The sequence below is a fragment of the Albibacillus kandeliae genome (assembly GCF_003116585.1).
GTDB classification, from domain to species: Bacteria; Pseudomonadota; Alphaproteobacteria; order Rhodobacterales; family Rhodobacteraceae; genus Albibacillus; species Albibacillus kandeliae.
Genome location: NZ_QEHM01000001.1, coordinates 924,449 through 941,265, shown reverse-complemented (window position 1 = coordinate 941,265; position 16,817 = coordinate 924,449). Strand labels below are relative to the sequence as shown.

At 63.1% G+C, this 16,817-nt stretch carries 16 protein-coding genes; 8 read left to right on the top strand and 8 right to left on the bottom strand.

All coding sequences use genetic code 11. The features are described from left to right. The first annotated feature begins 2 nt into the window (after positions 1-2). The gene (locus DDT93_RS04445) at positions 3-881 is read left to right on the top strand and encodes an acyl-CoA thioesterase (RefSeq protein ID WP_109464563.1); all 879 of its coding nucleotides are present in this window, start codon (positions 3-5) and stop codon (positions 879-881) included. Then, on the top strand, positions 878-1,927 hold the full coding sequence (locus tag DDT93_RS04440) for an amidohydrolase family protein (protein WP_109464562.1): 1,050 nt from the start codon (positions 878-880) through the stop codon (positions 1,925-1,927). Before DDT93_RS04445 ends, DDT93_RS04440 begins: the two co-directional genes overlap by 4 nt. Positions 1,928-1,947: 20 nt before the next feature. On the opposite strand, the gene DDT93_RS04435 is transcribed toward DDT93_RS04440, so the two are convergent. The 4 genes from DDT93_RS04435 to DDT93_RS04420 all read right to left on the bottom strand — a co-directional run bounded on the left by DDT93_RS04435 (position 1,948) and on the right by DDT93_RS04420 (position 6,606). Next, a complete protein-coding gene (locus DDT93_RS04435) occupies positions 1,948-2,730 on the bottom strand; it encodes an SDR family oxidoreductase (protein WP_109464561.1) in 783 nt (260 codons plus the stop codon). A gap of 10 nt (positions 2,731-2,740) precedes the next feature. After that, positions 2,741-3,514, bottom strand: a complete 774-nt coding sequence (locus DDT93_RS04430; RefSeq protein ID WP_109464560.1) for an SDR family NAD(P)-dependent oxidoreductase — start codon at positions 3,512-3,514, stop codon at positions 2,741-2,743. 3 nt (positions 3,515-3,517) lie between these two features. After that, a complete protein-coding gene (locus DDT93_RS04425) occupies positions 3,518-4,828 on the bottom strand; it encodes an acyl-CoA dehydrogenase family protein (RefSeq protein WP_232825363.1) in 1,311 nt (436 codons plus the stop codon). A 554-nt stretch (positions 4,829-5,382) separates the two neighbouring features. Then, positions 5,383-6,606, bottom strand: coding sequence for an acyl-CoA dehydrogenase (locus DDT93_RS04420; RefSeq protein WP_109464559.1), 1,224 nt, complete (start codon positions 6,604-6,606; stop codon positions 5,383-5,385). Between the two features lie 102 nt (positions 6,607-6,708). Here DDT93_RS04420 and DDT93_RS04415 point away from each other — a divergent pair, with 102 nt between their 5' ends. After that, the gene (locus DDT93_RS04415) at positions 6,709-7,620 is read left to right on the top strand and encodes a LysR family transcriptional regulator (RefSeq protein WP_109464558.1); all 912 of its coding nucleotides are present in this window, start codon (positions 6,709-6,711) and stop codon (positions 7,618-7,620) included. Between the two features lie 73 nt (positions 7,621-7,693). Here the strand turns inward: DDT93_RS04415 and DDT93_RS04410 are convergent, their stop codons facing one another. Next, a complete protein-coding gene (locus DDT93_RS04410) occupies positions 7,694-8,992 on the bottom strand; it encodes an MFS transporter (protein ID WP_109464557.1) in 1,299 nt (432 codons plus the stop codon). A 692-nt stretch (positions 8,993-9,684) separates the two neighbouring features. On the opposite strand from DDT93_RS04410, the gene cyoA reads away from it, so the two are divergent. Genes cyoA through DDT93_RS04385 form a run of 5 tightly spaced genes read left to right on the top strand, consistent with a single transcriptional unit; the run spans position 9,685 to position 14,467 of the window. Further along, the gene (gene cyoA / locus DDT93_RS04405; protein ID WP_232825362.1) at positions 9,685-10,707 is read left to right on the top strand and encodes a ubiquinol oxidase subunit II; all 1,023 of its coding nucleotides are present in this window, start codon (positions 9,685-9,687) and stop codon (positions 10,705-10,707) included. Beyond that, complete coding sequence (gene cyoB / locus DDT93_RS04400; protein ID WP_109464556.1) at positions 10,697-12,694, top strand: cytochrome o ubiquinol oxidase subunit I; 1,998 nt, start codon at positions 10,697-10,699, stop codon at positions 12,692-12,694. Before cyoA ends, cyoB begins: the two co-directional genes overlap by 11 nt. A 2-nt stretch (positions 12,695-12,696) precedes the next feature. Continuing rightward, complete coding sequence (cyoC, locus tag DDT93_RS04395) at positions 12,697-13,320, top strand: cytochrome o ubiquinol oxidase subunit III (RefSeq protein WP_198654782.1); 624 nt, start codon at positions 12,697-12,699, stop codon at positions 13,318-13,320. After that, a complete protein-coding gene (cyoD, locus tag DDT93_RS04390; RefSeq protein WP_109464554.1) occupies positions 13,320-13,724 on the top strand; it encodes a cytochrome o ubiquinol oxidase subunit IV in 405 nt (134 codons plus the stop codon). The genes cyoC and cyoD overlap by 1 nt, the downstream gene beginning before the upstream one ends. Then, a complete protein-coding gene (locus DDT93_RS04385; protein WP_232825361.1) occupies positions 13,724-14,467 on the top strand; it encodes an SURF1 family protein in 744 nt (247 codons plus the stop codon). The genes cyoD and DDT93_RS04385 overlap by 1 nt, the downstream gene beginning before the upstream one ends. 127 nt (positions 14,468-14,594) lie before the next feature. Here the strand turns inward: DDT93_RS04385 and phoB are convergent, their stop codons facing one another. The 3 genes from phoB to pstB are packed head-to-tail and all read right to left on the bottom strand — an operon-like array spanning position 14,595 to position 16,813. Then, positions 14,595-15,284, bottom strand: coding sequence for a phosphate regulon transcriptional regulator PhoB (gene phoB / locus DDT93_RS04380; protein ID WP_109464553.1), 690 nt, complete (start codon positions 15,282-15,284; stop codon positions 14,595-14,597). Positions 15,285-15,288: 4 nt separating this feature from the next. Further along, positions 15,289-16,002 carry a phosphate signaling complex protein PhoU gene (phoU, locus tag DDT93_RS04375; RefSeq protein WP_109464552.1) on the bottom strand — a complete coding sequence of 238 codons (714 nt, stop codon included), beginning with the start codon at positions 16,000-16,002 and terminating at the stop codon, positions 15,289-15,291. 13 nt (positions 16,003-16,015) lie between these two features. Beyond that, positions 16,016-16,813 carry a phosphate ABC transporter ATP-binding protein PstB gene (pstB, locus tag DDT93_RS04370; RefSeq protein ID WP_109464551.1) on the bottom strand — a complete coding sequence of 266 codons (798 nt, stop codon included), beginning with the start codon at positions 16,811-16,813 and terminating at the stop codon, positions 16,016-16,018. Between the last annotated feature and the right edge of the window lie 4 nt (positions 16,814-16,817).

The window sequence follows — 16,817 nt, the reverse complement described above, 5'->3', positions numbered from 1 at the left end:
GAATGACCGATCCTGCAGAAGAACTGCTCGAACTTCTGAACATCGAACAACTCGAAGTCGACCTGTTCCGGGGCACTGGGGCAGGCGGCGAGACGACGACGCGGATCTTCGGCGGTCATGTCATCGCCCAGGCGCTCATGGCGGCCTATCGCACGGTCGAGAACCGGCTGTGCCATTCGTTGCATGCCTATTTCATCCGACCCGGCGATCCGAAAATCCCGGTAATCTACAACGTGGACCGCGCCCGCGATGGCGGCAGCTTTACCACCCGGCGGGTGGTGGCGATCCAGCATGGCAAGCAGATACTGAACCTCTCCGCCTCGTTCCACGAAGACGAGGATGGCTGGTCGTTCCAGCATGACATGCCCGAGGTCGAAGGACCCGAAGGCCTGCTGTCCCGTGCCGAACTGAGGGAAGCCTCGGCCGGTCAGGTCACCGGGCGCGAGCGCAGCGATTACCTGCGGCCGCGGCCCATCGAGATCCGAGAGGTCGAACCGCAGGACCTGTTCGAACCGAAGCCCATGGGCGACGTCAACCACACGTGGTTCCGGATGGAGGCCGCCAAGGGGCAGGACACGCCGATGCAGCACTGCCTGCTGGCCTATGCCTCCGACATGGGGCTTCTGGGTTCGTCCCTGCGGCCCCATGGCATCAGCTGGTATCGCGGCGGCGTGCTCACCGCGAGCCTTGATCACGCCATGTGGTTTCATGGTCCGATCAGGTTCGAGGACTGGCACCTCTACTCGATGGACAGCCCCTTTACCGGCGGCGGGCGCGGCTTCAACCGGGGTGCTGTCTACACGCAGGACGGCCGGCTGGTGGCCAGCGTGGCGCAGGAAGGGCTCGTGCGGAAGTTCAAGGACAAGGACGATCGGGGATGAGCACCGCGGGCAGCCGATATCCTCGCTGGGTGCCGGGTATCGAGCTGCGCGCGGACTGGCTTGGGCAGGTGCAGGAAGAGATCCTCGACCCCGGGCGCGAGATCGTCGACCCGCATCATCATCTCTGGACCCACGGGACTCCGGAGAACCAGGCCGTCTACGAGCTGGACGCGCTGTGGAGCGACACCGGCGCCGGCCACAACGTCGTGCAGACGGTCTACATCGAGTGCCGGTCCTACTGGGACAAGTCCGCACCCGACCATCTGCAGCCCGTGGGTGAAACCCGGCACATCGCCGACCTGGCCCGCGCCGATGGACCGTCCCGGATCGCCGGGATCATCGCCTTTGCCGATCTGACGCTGCCGCCCGAGCAGCTTGACGAGGTTCTGGACGCGCATATCGAAGCCGGGCAGGGGCTGGTGAAAGGGATCCGCCACGCCGCCGCCTGCGACCCCGAGCGCGAACAACTGATGATCCCCTCGCGCGGGGTGCCCGGTCAGCTGGCCGACCCGGCCTTCCGGCGTGGAGTGCGCCACCTTGGCGCGCGCGGACTGACCTATGACAGCTGGCACTATCACCACCAGAACGCCGAGTTCCTGTCGCTGGCCCGCGCCGTACCCGAGACCACGATGGTGCTGGACCACCTGGGTTCGCCGCTGGGAGTCGCGCGGTTCTCGGGCAGGCGGGACGAGGTCTTTGCCGACTGGAAGCTCGACATGCGCGCCATTGCAGCCTGTCCCAATGTCGTGGCCAAGCTGGGTGGTTTCGCCATGCCTGACAACGGCTGGGGCTGGATGGAGCGGGACAAGCCGCCATCATCAGACGAACTGCTGGCCGCTCAGCGGGAATGGTACGAGCACATGCTGACCACCTTCGGGGCCGAGCGCTGCATGTTCGAAAGCAACTTCCCCGTTGATCGCGTCTCGGTCAGCTATCCGGTGCTGTGGAACTTCTTCAAGAAGCTGGCGCATGGCGCGAGCGAGAATGAAAAGGCCGCGCTGTTCAGCGGAACAGCGCGGCGAGTTTACGGTCTGCCGGGAGTCTAGGCAGAGCCGGGGCAGGCGGGTCAGCCCCGCCCCTCGAAAGTTCCGCCGTAGACGCGATTCAGCTTGCGCATCCCGCCGATCCACTTGTCGTAGTTCTCGGCCTTGTTGCGCATGTAGCTCAGGACCTCCGGGTGCGGCAGCACCAGGAAAGTCTCGGCGCGAATGGTCTGGACGCAAGCCTCGGCAACGGCCTCGGGTTCCAGCATGCCGTTGATCGAGGCAACCCCGTCTTCGTGGCCGCGCGTCATTTCCGAGCGCACGGCCTGCGGGCATAGGACGGACACCTTGATGCCCTGATCGCCGTGGGTCAGCGCCAGCCATTCCGCCAGACCCACCGCCGCGTGCTTGGTCACACCGTAGGGCGCCGAGCCGACCTGGTTCAGCAGCCCGGCCGCCGACGCGGTGTTCAACAGGTAGCCGCCGCCGCGCGCCGCCATGCGGGGAACGAGGTGACGCGCGGCCCAGACATGGGACATCACGTTGACCTCCCAGATCTTCTGCCAAGCGTCGTTCGGTACCTCGGCTCCGCCGGCGGCAAGGATACCGGCGTTCGAGCAGAACAGGTCGATGGGCCCGATATCGGCCTCGACCTTTTCGATCAGGGCCGAGATCTCCTCTTCGCGCGCGACATTCACTTCAAACGCAATGCCATTGATCTTGCTTGCAGTTTCTTCGGCGCCGGCAAGGTTTAGATCGGCACAGATCACCTTTTTCGCGCCTTCCTCTGCGAACCGGACGGCCATGGCCCGTCCGATGCCGCTGGCCGCGCCGGTGACCACGATGATCTTGTCTTTCAGTTCCATATGGCTCTCCTCAGGTCCACATGACAGTTCCGCCACAGATGGTCAGAGCCTGGCCAGTCATGTAGCCGCTCGCGTCCGAGGCAAGGTACGTGGCAACACCGCAGAAATCCTCGGGCTCGCCAAGGCGACGCAGCGCGATGTCCTGCTTGATGCGCCGCTCGGTATCCGGGTTCTCCCACAGCTCGCGGGCGAAATCGGTCTTGATCAGGCCCGGGCAGATCGCGTTCACGCGGACACCCGAGGGCCCGAACTCGGCCGCGAGATTGCGCACGAGGCCGATCAGCGCCAGCTTGGACATGTCGTAAGTGCCCAGCGTCGTAGACGGTTTGAAGGCCCCGATGGACGAAGTGAACATCATCGAGCCCTTGCCCTTGGCCTCCATGTCCTTGACCGCACGCTTGGCCAGCCACAGGTTGGACTGGACGTTGGCCTGCATGGTCTTCTCGTAGGCACCATCCGAAATCTCGGTGATCGAACCGTAATGCGGGTTCACGCCCGCATTCCCGACCACGATGTCGATGGGGCCAACTTCGGCCCGGGTCCGGTTGACCAGTTCTTCGATCTGGTCCTGATAGCCGATGTTGCAGGCGATCCCGACGGCGCGATCCGCGCCGACGGTTTCATTGATCTGGGCCGCCGCGGTGTCGAGCTGATCCTGCTTGCGCGAGGAAATCACGACCTTGGCGCCGTGGTCGGCGAGGGCGGTCGCCATCGCCAGACCCATGCCCTTGGACGCGCCGGTCAACAGCGCGACGCGTCCAGTCAGATCGAACAGGTTCCGCATGGATTACGGACCCTGGAAGATCATGCCGGTCACCTGATTGGCGACGGCGGCCTTGCGTTCGTTCGAGCCCTGATAGGTCTTGACCTCGTGGCGCGCGATCACCGCATGGTGCACCTCGTCCGGACCATCCGCGAAACGCAGGGTGCGCTGACCGGTGTACATGTTCGCCAGCGGCGTCCACTGCGACAGACCGGTGGCGCCGTGCACCTGCATGGCCTGGTCGATGATCTGGCAGACCTTTTCGGGCACCATCGCCTTGATCATCGAAACCCAGATGCGGGCTTCCTTGTTGCCGAGAACATCCATCGCCTTGGCGGCCTTCAGGACCATCAGGCGCATCGCTTCGATCTCGATTCGCGCGCGAGAGATGGTTTCCATGTTCTTGCCGAGGTCGATGATCTTCTTGCCGAAGGCTTCGCGCGACAGGCCGCGCCCGATCAGCAGGTCCAGCGCACGTTCGGCGGCACCGATGGAGCGCATGCAGTGGTGGATACGGCCGGGCCCGAGGCGCACCTGGCTGATTTCGAAGCCGCGACCTTCACCCCAGAGCATGTTGGTCTCGGGCACGCGAACGTTCTTGAAGCGGATGTGCATGTGGCCGTGCGGCGCGTCGTCATGCCCGAAGACATGCATCGGGCCAACGATCTCGACGCCGGGTGTGTCGATGGGCACGAGGATCTGCGACTGCTGGCGGAACGTCTCGGCATCCGGAGAGGTTTTTACCATGACAATCATGATCTTGCAGCGCGGATCTCCAGCACCGGAGATGTAGTACTTCTCGCCGTTGATGACCCATTCGCCGTTTTCCAGAACCGCGCTGGTCGAGATGTTCTTGGCATCCGACGAGGCGACGCTGGGCTCGGTCATGGCAAAGGCAGAGCGGATTTCGCCGGCGAGCAGGGGCTTCAGCCACTTGTCTTTCTGCTCCTTGGTGCCGACGCGCTCCAGAACCTCCATGTTGCCGGTGTCAGGCGCCGAGCAGTTCAGCGTTTCGGGTGCCAGCGGACTCTTGCCGAGCTCTGCCGCGATATAGGCGTAGTCGAGGTTCGACAGGCCTTCACCAGTTTCGGCGTTCGGCAGGAAGAAGTTCCACAGCCCCGACTCCTTGGCCTTCTGCTTGACGCTGTCCAGCAGCTCGAGCTGGCCCGGCGCGTAGGACCAGCGGTCGGCACGGCCTTCGCCAAGACGATAGAATTCCTCGGTGATCGGATCGACGTTCTCGGTGATGTGCTTGATCACGGCGGCCAGCAGCGGCTTGGCCTTGTCCGACATCTCGAGGTTGTTCAGTTCAAGGGGCGTAGCGTCATGTACCATATAGGGCTCCCGGTTGGGTTCGGTTCTGGGCCATCGGATGACCCATTCAAAATCTCTGCGAAAACAGCGGCTTGATGCGGGAAACTTCGCGCAGCCCAAGTGAAGGATCACGGTGCCTGATACCGTTCAGGCGCGATGGCGAGACACGGCCCAAGAGCGGGCGCGACCTGTGCATCATTCTTCCTCCCTTGGCGCCTCGCTCTGCCGGTTCCTCGATGTGGATCAAGGTGTCAGTAGGCGCCGCGACTCTCCCTGCGGAAAAGTTACTACGGAAAATGAAGTCAGCCAATACCGCTTGACGAAATTTCGTTTCGCACAACGAAAGACCGCTTACCGAGGGGAAGTTCTCGGAGCGATCCTGTCGGAGTTGGCCGGGTTTGGCCATAGCTGGGTATGAGATTTATTTACATAATACTGATTATACGTATTACGCATGCAGCGGAAACGAGGGCCCCTTGGCCCTTAATTCAAACCCTATCCGGTTCCCCCGAAAAGAAAAACCCGGCTGCGCGGATCAACGCGCAACCGGGTTCCCCATCATCAGGTCAGAACGATCAGAAGAACGCCTGCAGCCCCGTCTGTGCGCGGCCAAGGATCAGCGCGTGAACGTCGTGCGTGCCCTCGTAGGTGTTCACGGTCTCGAGGTTCATCATGTGCCGGATCACCTGGAACTCCAGGCTGATACCGTTACCGCCGTGCATGTCACGCGCCATCCGCGCGATATCCAGCGCCTTGCCGCAGTTGTTGCGCTTGACGATCGAGATCATCTCGGGCGCGGCCTGCGCCTCGTCCATCAGGCGACCGACGCGCAGCGAGGCCTGCAGGCCCAGTGCGATCTCGGTCTGCATGTCGGCCAGCTTCTTCTGGAACAGCTGGGTCTGTGCCAGCGGACGCTTGAACTGGTGACGGTCCAGACCGTACTGACGTGCTGCATGCCAGCAGGCTTCGGCGGCGCCCATCGCGCCCCAGCTGATGCCATAGCGTGCGCGGTTGAGGCAGCCGAACGGACCTTTCAGGCCCTCGACATACGGCAGCAGCGCATCCTCGCCGACCTCGACGCCATCCATCACGACTTCGCCGGTCACGGACGCCCGCAGCGACATCTTGTTCTGGATCTTCGGTGCGCTCAGGCCCTTCATGCCTTTCTCGAGGATGAAGCCGCGGATCTTGCCGCCGTGTTCCTCGGACTTGGCCCAGACCACGAAAACGTCTGCGATCGGCGCGTTCGAGATCCACATCTTGGACCCGGTCAGCTTGTAGCCGCCATCGATCTTGACCGCGCGGGTCTTCATGCCTGCCGGGTCGGAACCGGCGTCAGGCTCGGTCAGGCCGAAGCAGCCGATGAACTCGCCCGAGGCCAGTTTCGGCAGGTACTTCATGCGCTGCTCTTCCGAGCCGTAGGCGTAGATCGGGTACATCACCAGCGACGACTGCACCGACATCATCGAGCGGTAGCCGGAGTCGACACGCTCGACCTCACGAGCGACAAGCCCGTAAGAGACATAGCCGGCCCCGATGCCGCCGTACTGTTCCGGCACGGTGACGCCGAGCAGACCCATTTCACCCATTTCGGCGAAAATCTCGGGGTCCACGGTTTCCTTCTCGTAGGCTGCGGTCACGCGCGGCTGCAGCTTTTCCTGGGCATAGGCCTTGGCGCTGGCGGCGATCATGCGCTCGTCTTCGGTCAGTTGGTCTTCCAGACGGAACGGATCGGTCCAGTCGAAGGACCCGAGATCAGGCGCGTCCTTGGGCTTGAGGGATGGTGTCGGGGCGTTCATGGCCGTCTCCTGCAAGGTTGTTGCGGTTTGGCGGCAACATACGCGGATCGTTTCATGAAAAACAGCGAGACTTTCGACAATATGTATGAGTAAACGGCATACATGATTACACCCCGCCGCTTCCTGCCCTCCATCTCTTCCCTTCGCGCGCTCGAGGCACTCGACCGGCTTGGCAGCGCCTCTGCCGTGGCCGAAGAACTTTCGCTGACCCAGAGTGCCGTGAGCCGTCAATTGCAGGCGCTGGAGACCCAGATGGGTGCTGTCCTCGTGGACCGTGGACACAAGCGGCTGACACTGACCCCGGCAGCCAGGGACTATGCCGCCGAGATACGGCAGGCGCTGACTCAGATCACCAATGCCTCGCTGCGGCTGCAAGTGGCGCCGATGTCCGGCACGCTGAACCTCGCCATCCTGCCGACCTTCGGAATGCGCTGGCTTATGCCCCGCCTGCCGGAATTCGCTCGCCTGCATCCCGAGGTGACGCTGAACATGGCAACGCGGCTGGTACCGTTCAACTTTGCCACCGAGCCTTTCGACGCCGCGCTGCATTTCGGCAGCGGCGACTGGCCCGGAACGGACAAGCTGTTGCTCAAGCATGAACATGTGCTGGCTGTGGCTGCGCCCTCACTGCTGACACGCGGACGACCGGGCGATCCGCGCGCCCTCCTCCGCATGCCGCTGCTGCACATCCAGACCCGGCCGCGCGCCTGGTCGGACTGGTTCGCCGCTCAGGACATAAGGCTGACGCAGCCGATCCCCGGGATGATCTATGACCAATACTCAACCATCACACAGGCCGCGCTGCATGGTTTGGGCGTCGCGCTGATGCCGGACTACCTTGTCGAGCAGGATGTGGCGACCGGTCGGCTGATCCCGGTCTATGGCCCGGCGGTGGAAACACCGGGGGCCTATTACCTCGTCTGGCCCACCGCGAAATCGCAGGACCCGTCCGTCGCCGCCTTCCGCGAATGGCTCTCCACGCAGGCCGAACCGGAGGACCCGCTGCCCCGCTGACACGCGCCCTGCCCCGACAGCAAAAAGCCGCGCCCGAAGGCGCGGCTTATTTGTTTTGCCAGTCTGATCGAGTTCAGACCTCGTCCTTGCCCGACGCCAAAACGCAGAGCAGCGTGATCACGGACGCGGCCAGCATGTAGTATCCAACGTAGCTCATGCCGTAGGTCGCCTGCAGCCAGGTCGCGATGTAGGGCGCCAGCGAAGCCCCGACGATTCCCGCGAAGTTGAACGCCAGCGACGCACCGGTATAGCGCACCCGGGTCGGGAACGGCGCCGCAAGGGCCGCGCCGATGATGCCGTAGGTGACCCCCATCAGCGCCATGCCGAGCACGACGAAGGTGAAGACCCCCGAAAGGCTGCCGCCGAGCAGCGTGTCGAGGAAGAAGGAGAACACCCCGATCAGGACGGTGACGAGGATCAGCAGGTTGCGACGGCCCCAGCGGTCCGCGATCTTGCCCGCGAAGGGGATGAACAGGCCGAACACCACGGCGCCGACAAGCTGGACCTCCAGCGCTTCGGGAAGAGACATCTGCAGTACCTTGACGTTGTAGGACAGCAGGTAGGCCGAGCCGATGTAAAACAGCACGAAGGTCGCGAGCGCAACGAAGGTGCCGAGGAACAGGCTGCGCTTGTGGTTGCGGAAGACCTCGACGAAGGGCACGGACACGCGCTCTTCCTTGTCGATGGCTTTCTGGAACGCCGGGGTTTCGGCCAGCGAGAGGCGCACCCAAAGGCCGATCACGATCAGCACGATGGAACCGAGGAACGGGATGCGCCAGCCCCAGGCCAGCAGGTCCTCGCGGGTCATGAAGGTCAGCAGCACGAGGAACAGGCCCGACGAGAGGAACAGGCCAACCGGCGCGCCGAGTTGCGGGAACATGCCGTACCAGCTGCGCTTGCCTTCCGGCGCGTTCTCGGTCGCGATCAGGACCGCCCCACCCCATTCACCGCCGAGGCCGAACCCCTGCCCGAAACGGCAGAGCGCCAGCAGCGCGGGCGCCCAGACACCAATCTGGGCATAGGTCGGCAGGAAGCCGATGATGACGGTCGAGATGCCCATGGTGAGCAGCGCGGCCACCAGAGTGGTCTTGCGCCCGATCCGGTCCCCGAAGTGGCCGAAGACGACGGCGCCCAGCGGGCGCGCGAAGAAGGCGATCGAGAAGGTGGCGAAGGACGCCAGCAACGCGGTCGTGGGGTCCTCGCCCGGGAAGAACAGCGCGGGAAACACCAGCACGGCGGCGGTGGCATATACATAGAAGTCGAAGAACTCGATGGTGGTGCCGATGAGGCTGGCCAGCAGAACCCGGCTGGGCCGGTTCAAAACAGGTGCCGCGCCGGCGGCCGCCGACGGGTGAGAGGTTATATCTGACATGTGTATCGTCCGGTTTTTCTAGCGCGGACGCACCCCGCGTCGGGGTCGTTCGCAGAGAGCACGGGCCCTAGCGCAACAAAGATATGGCGGAAAGCGCATTCGACGTACTTTTCTGTCCCGCATGGCGGGATTGACGTAATCACATGGCATCCTCGGCCTCCGCGACTCTCTTTTCCCGCCCGGATCCGTCGACACGATGAAGACTCGCGCGAAAGCGTCCGAAAAACGGGCAAGTACCGCCGCCCTGCCCTGACGTCAGTATGTCACGTGTCTGTGAAACAGGGTGCGCGGAGCGGCCAGAATGGCACCCGAAACGGCCCGAAACGATCCGGATTCCGGCCCTGAAATTGATTATGCGGAATCACTGTTTTGGCCCCTGCCCTGCCCCGCAAAGCATCGAAATTTCAAAGACTTCCGCCATCGCACCTGCAGCAATTCGCCTTTGCACTCGCAGCGATTCCACTCCGCGATTCCATGCTGCATCTGCGAGGTGATCCGAAAAAAGCTATGCGACGGAATGACATATACAGCTCCATGCTGAGCGCATGTAAACGCGGGGCGCATCCGCTGGCGCGACTCCTCCCGCCGCGCCCGAATTTTTTGAAGGTCAGTCACGTCCCTCCGTGCTGGCCGGAAGAAGTCACGAGGCAACATTGCTAGATAAACTCAAACTCCCGGCTCTCCTGGGGGTCGTGGCAGTCCTTTCGGGCTGCAACTACGACATCCTTTCTCCCGCCGGATGGGTTGGTGAACAGCAGCGCAACCTGCTGGTCATCTCCACACTCCTCATGCTCATCGTCATCATTCCGGTCCTCGTCATGGCCGTGTGGTTCCCGCTGCGCTATCGCGCGGACCGCAAGGACCTGAGCGACTACGCCCCCGACTGGGCCCACTCGAACAAGATCGAATACATGGTCTGGGGCGGTCCCATCGTGATCATCATCGCGCTGGGGGCCTTCACCTGGGTCTATACCCATCGCCTCGACCCCTACCGCCCGCTGGATATCGCGGCCGAGCCGGTCGAAGTCGAAGCCGTCTCGCTCGACTGGAAATGGCTGTTCATCTATCCCGAGCAGGGCATCGCGACGATCAACGAGCTGGCGATCCCCGAGGGGCGCCCGATCAACCTGCGCCTGACCTCTTCTACTGTCATGAACACCTTCTCGGTGCCTGCCCTCGGCGGCATGATCTACTCGATGGCCGGGATGGAGACCAAACTGCACCTCGTCGCCAACGAGATCGGCACGTTCGCGGGCCGGTCGGCCCACTACTCCGGGCCGGGTTTCTCGGGCATGACTTTCGATACCATCTCGATGAGCGAGGATGATTTCGAAGGCTGGGTGACCAAGGTCAAGCTGAGCAGCGACGACCTGACCCGCGCCAACTATCTCAAGGTGGAAACCCCCTCGTTCAACGAGCCGGTCCGCTACTTCGGCAAGGTCGATGACGGTCTGTTCGACCGCATCCGCGGCCTCTGCGTCGAAGAGGGCAAGGTCTGCATGGATCACATGATGATGATCGACGAGCAGGGCGGCGGCGGCCTCGAAGGCATCGCCGACGAGCACAAGTACGAGTACGACCAGGACCGTGCCATCGACGGGTTCGGACGTCCGCTCCCGCGGCCCGAAGCGAGCCTCACCACTCACGACAACGACCACGCGAGCGCCGCGCCGCTGCGACTCGCCCAGGACGAGGACATTGCCAATGGCAACTGAACCCGCACTCACGGCGCCCGAGACGATCTCGCCGATTTTCGGCCGTCTCACGCTTGACTGGATCCCCTACCACGAACCCATTCTGGTCGGCACCTTCGCCGGTATCGTCCTCGGCGGTATCGCGGTTGTCGCCCTGATGACCTATTTCCGCCTCTGGGTCCCGCTGTGGCGTGACTGGCTGACCAGCGTCGACCACAAGAAAATTGGGATCATGTACATGATCCTTGGCTTCGTCATGTTCATCCGCGGTTTCGCGGACGCCCTGATGATGCGCGCGCAACAGGCGCTCGCCGCCGGCGGATCGGAGGGCTACCTCCCCCCGCACCACTTCGACCAGGTCTTTACCGCGCACGGCGTGATCATGATCTTCTTCGTGGCGATGGCTTTCGTCACCGGCATCATGAACTACGTCATGCCGCAGCAGATCGGTGCCCGCGACGTGGCCTTCCCCTTCCTGAACAACTTCTCGTTCTGGATGACGGTGGCAGGTGCGCTGCTGGTCAACGTCTCGCTGTTCATAGGTGAGTTCGCCCGCGTCGGTTGGCTGGCCTTCCCGCCACTCTCCGGATCGGCGTTCTCGCACGGGCCCGGGGTCGACTATTACCTCTGGTCGCTGCAGATCGCCGGGGTTGGCACCACGCTTTCGGGCGTGAACCTGATCGCCACCATCTTCAAGATGCGCGCCAAGGGCATGAAGCTGTTCGACATGCCGGTCTTCACCTGGACGACGCTCTGCACCAACGTGCTGATTGTTGCGGCGTTCCCGGTCCTGACCGCGACGCTGACCATGCTCACCCTCGACCGCTACCTCGGGTTCCACTTCTTCACCAACGACATGGGTGGGAACTCGATGATGTACATCAACCTGATCTGGATCTGGGGCCACCCGGAAGTCTACATCCTGATCCTGCCGATCTTCGGCGTGTTCTCCGAGATCGTCTCGACCTTCTCGGGCAAGCCGCTCTTCGGGTACAAGACGATGGTCTGGGCGACTGCCTGCATCATGGTGCTGAGCTTCGTCGTGTGGCTCCACCACTTCTTCACCATGGGCTCCGGCGCCAACGTGAACGCCTTCTTCGGCATCACCACGATGATCATCGCGGTGCCCACGGGCGTGAAGATATTCAACTGGCTGTTCACCATGTACAAGGGCCGCGTGCGGTTCGAAGTGCCGATGCTCTGGACCACCGGTTTCATCGTGACCTTCACCATCGGTGGCATGACCGGCGTTCTGCTGGCCGTTCCCCCGGTTGACTTCCAGCTGCACAACACGCTGTTCCTGATCGCGCACTTCCATAACGTGATCATCGGCGGCGTGGTGTTCGGGGTCTATGCTGCCGTCACCTTCTGGTGGCCCAAGGCCTTCGGCTTCAAGCTGGACGACAAGTGGGGCCGCCGCAGCTTCTGGTTCTGGTTTGTCGGCTTCTACTTCGCCTTCATGCCGCTCTATGCACTGGGACTGATGGGCGTGACCCGCCGTCTGAACGCCTACATGGATCAGGCCTGGCAGATCTACTTCGTGGTCGCCGCCTTTGGCGCGGTCCTGATCGCCTGCGGCATCGCCTGTGGTTTCATCAACTTCGCCTACTCCATCATCAACCGCAAGAAGCTGGCCTGCGGCCCCGATCCCTGGGATGCGCGGACGCTGGAATGGGCGACCCAGTCGCCGCCGGCGCCCTACAACTTCCCCGAGAACATCGTGGTTCACGGCCGTGACGAGTGGTGGCGGATGAAGCAGAACGGCTTCAAGTGGTCGACGAACTACCAGCCGATCCACATGCCGAACTCCACTTCGACGGGCATCGTGCTCGCGGCGGGTGCACTGGTCTTTGGCTTCGCCATGGTCTGGTACATCTGGTGGCTGGCGGCGATCTCGCTGCTGGGCTGCATCGGCTACGCCATCGCCCATACCTTCAACTATGACCGCGACCACTGGATCCCCGCATCCGTCGTCGCAGCCACCGAGCGCAAGGGAGAACCGGCATGACAATGCTCGACACCCCGCTGACCGGTGTTGTGGAGGGGCCCGCGGGCCCCGACGCACACCCGGATCACCACCACGAGAGCGCCACGCCCATCGGGTTCTGGATCTACCTGATGAGCGACTGCATCATCTTCGCGACGCTCTTCGCCACATATGCCGTGCTGGGCTACAACTATGCCGGTGGCCCTGCCCCGCATGACCTGTTCGAGCCCGGCTTTGTCGCCATCGAAACCGCGCTGCTGCTGTTCTCCTCCATCACCTTCGGTGTTGCGATGCTGAAGGCAGAGGGCGGCAACCTGAACGCCACCACCCTGTGGCTGGTGATCACGGGCATCTTCGGCCTCGGGTTCATCGGCATGGAGATCTACGAGTTCCGTCACCTGATCCACATCGGTGCGGGCCCGGAACGCTCGGGTTTCCTCTCGGCCTTCTTCCTGCTGGTCGGGACCCACGGACTCCACGTCACCGGCGGCCTGATCTGGCTGGTCACGCTGATCGTACAGCTGCGTCTGCGCGGCCTGATCCCGGCGAACATGCAGCGCCTCTCGACGCTGTCCATGTTCTGGCACTTCCTCGACCTCGTCTGGATCGGGGTGTTCTCCTTCGTCTATCTCGTGAGGCTGATCTGATGAGCGCACATAGCCACTCCTCGCACGGCACCATGGGCAAGCTGATGACGGGCTTTGGCCTGTCGGCTCTGCTGACGGTCGTGCCCTTCGCCATCGTCATGGGAGAGTTCGACCTCTCCCGTGAATGGGCAATCGGCCTGATCATGGGCCTCGGTGCCGTGCAGATCATCGTCCATCTCGTGTACTTCCTGCATCTGAACAGCAGCAATGAAGGTGGCTGGACGCTGGCCGCGACCATCCTCGCGGCGGTGATCCTTCTCATCGTGCTCGCTGGGTCGCTCTGGGTCATGCACAACATGAACGCCAACATGATGCCGATGAGCCCCGGCAACATGAGCGAGATGTCGGGCGGCGAAGCCATGCCGGTTCAGACGCACGATGCGTCCCACGGGACGGATCACTGATGGCCATGGCGGAGCGTATCCACATGGCGCCCCGCCGTCGCTGGCTGCTGATTGCAGTCGTGACGCTCGCCGCGCTGATCGGCGCGGCGGGCTTCACCTCGCTCGGGGTCTGGCAGGTTAAGCGCCTGCACTGGAAACTGAACCTGATCGAGCGGGTGGATGAGCGGGTGCATGCCGCCCCCGTCGCCGCGCCCGGGCCCGGCGCGTGGCCCGACATTTCGGCGGAACGGGACGAATACCGTCACGTGAGCCTGACCGGCACCTTCCGCAACGACGAAGAGGTGCTGATCTATACCCCTTCGGCCTATGGTCCCGCCTACTGGGTCCTGACGCCGCTGGACCGCGACGATGGCACCGTGATCCTGATCAACCGAGGGCTGGTGCCGGAAGAGTTCAAGGATGCGGCAACCCGTCCCGCGCCCGAAGGCACGCAGACCGTCAACGGACTGCTGCGCATTTCGGAAAGCAAGGGCTGGCTGTTCTCCCGCAAGAACAACCCCGACGAACGGCTCTGGTATCGCCGCGACATCGGCTCGATCACGCAGGCTCTTGGACTGGTAAAGGCTGCGCCCTATTTCGTGGATGCCGACGAGGATTCGGCCGGTGCCTGGCCACTTGGCGGTCAGACCGTCGTGTCCTTCCGCAATGCTCACCTGAGCTATGCCCTGACCTGGGCGGCACTGGCGCTGATGTGCGTGGTGGCCTGGGGGCTGTTCATCCGCGTGGAATGGCGGCGCAAGTAACTAAGCGGCCATCACGCGGCTTCTTCTGTCTTTTGAGCTTGGTGGGGTGGGGGCAAACCCCATCTGACCGGTTCCGTTGTGACGCGGGATGGGGTTTGCCCCCATCCTCGCATCAACAGCCCGGACCTTAGCCGAGCGCGTACCCCGCACCGCGCACGGTGCGCACCGGGTCTTCGCCGCCGTACTGGGTCAGCGACTTGCGCAGGCGACCGATATGGACGTCCACGGTGCGGGTATCGACATAGATGTCACGCCCCCAGACCCGGTCGAGCAGTTGCTCGCGGCTCCAGACCCGGCCCGGTTTCTCCATGAAGGTCGACAGCAGGCGGAACTCGGTCGGACCGAGCTTGAGCGGCTTGTCCGAACGGCTGACCTTGTGGGTCTCGGCATCCAGAACGATATCGTCGTACTCCAACCGCAGGCCCACGGTGGCAGGGCGGACCCGACGCAGCTGCGAGCGCACGCGCGCCATCAGTTCGATGACGGAGTAGGGCTTGACCACGTAGTCGTCGGCCCCGGTTTCGAGCCCGCGCACCTTGTCGACTTCCTCGGACCGGGCTGAGAGCATGATGATCGGGATCCCGCGGGTCTCGGGGCGCATCTTGAGACGGCGGCAGACCTCGATGCCGGACAGGGCCGGCATCATCCAGTCGAGCACGATGATGTCGGGCATGTCCTCGTCGACCAGCAGCAGCGCTTCATCGCCGGTCTCGGCCTTGAGCACCCGGAAGCCTTCGGCTTCCAGGTTGTAGGCCAGCACCTCGCGCTGCGCCGGTTCGTCCTCGACGACCAGTACGGTGGGTTGGTTTGCAGTCATCGGCTTACTTGTCCAGGATCGCCGTTTCCGAAGTCAGATCGGCCTTGGGACGGCTTTCGTCCGGACGGTCGCCCGTGACGAGATAGACCACCTGCTCGGCGATCGAAGTGGCGTGGTCCCCCATGCGCTCCACGTTCTTGGCGATGAAGTGGAGATGCATGCAGGGCGTGATGTTGCGCGGGTCTTCCATCATGAAGGTCAGGAACTGGCGGAACAGGGCGTTGTACATCTGGTCGACTTCCAGATCGCGCTGGATCACGTCCTCGGCCAGTTCGGCATCGCGCTGGATGTAGGAATCGAGCGCGTTCTTCAGCATCAGCTCGACCTCACGTGCCATCCGGCGCAGGGCGCTGGCGGCATCCGGCACCGGCGACATCTGGGCCAGGACACCGGTCCGCTTGGCGATGTTCTTGGCATAGTCAGCGATGCGTTCGAGGTTGCCGCTGATCTTCATGACCGTGAGCACGAGGCGCAGGTCGATCGCGGTCGGAGCCCGCAGCGCGATGACGCGCGCGGCCTCTTCGTTGATCAGTTCTTCCAGCCCGTCGATGGCAAGGTCACCCTTGCGCACCTGTTCGGCCAGCTCCTCGTCGCTGTTCTCCAGCGAGGTGGCGGCGTCGCGGATAGCCGCCTCGACGAGGCCGCCCATCTTCATGATCCGGGCCTGAATGGCTTCGAGGTCGCGGTCGAAGGCCGATGCGATGTGTTGATCCGACATTGTCAAATACTCCTCAGCCGATACGGCCGGTAATGTAGCTCTCGGTGCGCGGGTCGACGGGGTTGGTGAAGATCTGGCCCGTTTCGCCGAACTCGACGAGGTTTCCGAGATGGAAGAAGGCGGTCTTCTGGCTGACGCGCGCGGCCTGTTGCATCGAGTGGGTCACGATGACGACCGAATAGTTCTGCTTCAGTTCGTCGATCAGTTCCTCCACCTGCGCGGTGGCAATCGGGTCGAGCGCGGAACAGGGTTCGTCCATCAGCAGGACTTCCGGTTCGGTTGCCACGGCGCGCGCAATGCACAGACGCTGCTGCTGACCGCCCGACAGACCGGTGCCCGGTGCGTGCAGACGGTCCTTGACCTCGTTCCAGATGGCGCCACGGCGCAGGGCCCTCTCGACGATCTCGTCCAGGTCGGCCTTGTTCTTGGCAAGGCCGTGGATCCGGGGCCCGTAGGCCACGTTGTCGTAGATCGATTTGGGGAACGGGTTCGGCTTCTGGAACACCATGCCCACCTTGGCGCGCAGTTGTACCGGATCGACCTTCTTGTCGTAGATATTCTCGCCGTCCAGCAGGATCTCGCCCTCGACACGGCAGATGTCGATGGTGTCGTTCATCCGGTTCAGGCAGCGCAGGAAGGTCGACTTGCCACAGCCCGACGGGCCGATGAAGGCCGTGACGGTCTTGTCTTCGATCTGGACGTTCACATCCTTGATGGCGTGGGATTCGCCGTAGAAAACCTGGACGTTACTTGCGTTGATCTTGATTTCGTTCGTGTCCACGTCTTTCTCCAAAGCAGTCATCTGGTTCATGTGA